The 2204-nt window shown below is 65.9% G+C and carries 4 protein-coding genes and 1 pseudogene; all 5 read left to right on the top strand.

What is annotated here, in order from left to right:
- Positions 1-225: pseudogene (locus V7E26_RS29880) on the top strand (signal recognition particle protein); the annotation flags it as partial.
- Positions 226-310: 85 nt separating this feature from the next.
- A complete protein-coding gene (gene rpsP, locus V7E26_RS29875; RefSeq protein WP_324422980.1) occupies positions 311-640 on the top strand; it encodes a 30S ribosomal protein S16 in 330 nt (109 codons plus the stop codon).
- 19 nt (positions 641-659) lie between these two features.
- Complete coding sequence (gene rimM / locus V7E26_RS29870; protein ID WP_324422979.1) at positions 660-1184, top strand: ribosome maturation factor RimM; 525 nt, start codon at positions 660-662, stop codon at positions 1182-1184.
- A gap of 24 nt (positions 1185-1208) precedes the next feature.
- A complete protein-coding gene (gene trmD, locus V7E26_RS29865; RefSeq protein WP_324422978.1) occupies positions 1209-1928 on the top strand; it encodes a tRNA (guanosine(37)-N1)-methyltransferase TrmD in 720 nt (239 codons plus the stop codon).
- Between the two features lie 108 nt (positions 1929-2036).
- A partial coding sequence (locus tag V7E26_RS29860) for a 50S ribosomal protein L19 (protein ID WP_324422981.1) occupies positions 2037-2204 on the top strand: 168 nt, incomplete at its 3' end.

Genomic DNA, 2204 nt, shown 5'->3' with positions numbered 1-2204 from the left:
GCGCAGGCGATGGGCTTTGGCGGCGGCATGAAGCCGCCGTCGCCGGAAGAGATGAAGGCGATGGCGGAAAAGATGCAGGGCGGCGCCGGCGGCGGCCTGCCGAATTTACCGAAGGATCTTCCCGTCGGCCTGCGCGGGGGCCTGCCGAACGTGCCGGGCCTCACCGGCCTCAGCGGCAAGCCGACGCTGCCGGGTCTCGGCGGCTTCCCGGGGAAGAAGAAATGACCTCTTCCGTCATTGCGAACGCAGCGAAGCAATGACGGCAACGAACGCGTTCAACGATCCAATTCGTACTTAACAGGAGAACTAAATGTCAGTCGTTATCCGCCTCGCTCGCGCAGGCACCAAGAAGCGTCCGGTCTATCACGTCGTCGTTGCCGACTCGCGTTTTCCCCGCGACGGACGCTTCATCGAGCGTCTCGGCCATTTCAATCCGCTGCTGCCGAAGGACAACGAGGCGCGACTGAAGCTCGACATGGACAAGGTGAAGTCCTGGCTCGCCAAGGGCGCGCAGCCGTCGGATCGCGTGACCCGCTTCCTGGATGCCGCCGGCATCGTCAAGCGCGCGGCGCGCAACAACCCGGAAAAGGCCGTGCCGCGCAAGGAGCGCAAGGCCGCCGAAGCCGCCGCGAAGGCGTAAGGCATAGCGGCGCACGACGGTGTCAGCACCGATTTGCGTCGCGCGTATCGGCGCCGCGCATGGCGTGCGCGGCGCGGTGAAGCTGTGGACCTTCACCGAGGATCCGCTGGCCGTAAAAGAGTACGGCCCGCTGATGACAAAGGACGGCGCGCGCCAGTTCGAGGTGACGCAGGTACGCGTAGCCAGGGATCATCTGGTGGCGACGCTGAAGGGCATCGGCACCCGCGAAGACGCCGAACGGCTCAACGGTTTGGAACTCTATGTTCCGCGCGACCGGTTGCCCGAGACCGACGACGACGAATATTACCACGCCGACCTGATCGGGCTAGCGGCCGTCAACGCCGCCGACGAACCGCTCGGACGTGTGATTGCGATCCATAATTTCGGCGCCGGCGATATCATCGAGATCGCGCCAGCGAAGGGCGCCACGATGCTGCTGCCGTTCACCAATGCCGTGGTGCCGACGGTCGATCTGGCCAATGGCCGCGTGGTGATCGAGCTGCCGCAGGAAATCGAAGGCGACGAAGCCCCGACGCTCACGTGATGGGTTTGACATGACCTGCTTGACATGATCTGGCGCGCCACCGTCCTCACCCTGTTCCCCGAGATGTTTCCCGGGCCGCTCGGCGTCAGCCTGGCCGGCAAGGCGCTGGCCTCCGGCCTCTGGGAGCTGGAGGCGCGCGACATCAGAGCATCCGCCACCGACAAGCATCGCAGCGTCGACGACACCCCGGCCGGCGGCGGCCCCGGCATGGTGCTGCGCGCCGACGTTCTCGCGGCGGCCATCGACGCCGCGGATATCGGTCAGGACCGGCCGCGCCTGCTGATGAGCCCGCGGGGTCGGCCATTGACCCAGTCGCTGGCCGCGGAACTCGCGAGCGGGCCGGGCCCCCTGATCGTCTGCGGAAGGTTCGAGGGGGTCGATCAACGGGTGATCGAGGCTCGGAACCTCGAGGAGGTCAGCATCGGAGACTATGTGCTGTCCGGCGGCGAGATCGCCGCGATGGCGCTGGTCGATGCCTGCGTGCGGCTGCTCCCGGGCGTGATGGGCAAGCAGGCCTCGGGCGAGGACGAAAGCTTCTCGGAAGGGCTACTGGAATACCCCCAATATACCCGCCCGCAGGCGTTCGAGGGCCGAACCATCCCGGAAATCCTGATCTCCGGCGACCACGCCAAGGTAGCGGCCTGGCGGAAGGCGGAGGCCGAGGCCCTGACCCGGGCGCGGCGGCCGGATTTGTGGTCGGCACGGGACGGCCAAAAAGGCACAAAAAGAACGACAGACGGGTGACAAGCGCGGCCTGATGCCTTATACGGGCGCCAAATCCGCACACGCGCAGGATAGATGGACGTTTGCGCAGCCCCCGAAAGGCTGGGCGCGCCGCCGATGGAGATTTCAATGAACCTCATTCAGCAGCTCGAAAAAGAGCAATTCGACAAACTGTCGGCGACCAAGTCGATCCCGGAATTCGGCCCCGGCGACACCGTGATCGTCAACGTCAAGGTGGTCGAAGGCGAGCGCACCCGCGTGCAGGCCTATGAAGGCGTCTGCATCGGCCGTTCCGGC

Origin of the sequence: Bradyrhizobium sp. (genome assembly GCF_036735945.1) — a bacterium.
Taxonomy (GTDB): domain Bacteria; phylum Pseudomonadota; class Alphaproteobacteria; order Rhizobiales; family Xanthobacteraceae; genus Bradyrhizobium.
The sequence above is the reverse complement of the archived record's forward strand: the minus strand, read 5'-3'. Positions and strand labels throughout refer to the sequence as shown.

Excerpts from the sequence above, each read along its gene's own strand:
- rpsP (WP_324422980.1), top strand. The coding sequence starts at position 311 with ATGTCAGTCGTTATCCGCCTCGCTCGCGCAGGCACCAAGAAGCGTCCG.
- trmD (WP_324422978.1), top strand. The coding sequence starts at position 1,209 with ATGATCTGGCGCGCCACCGTCCTCACCCTGTTCCCCGAGATGTTTCCC.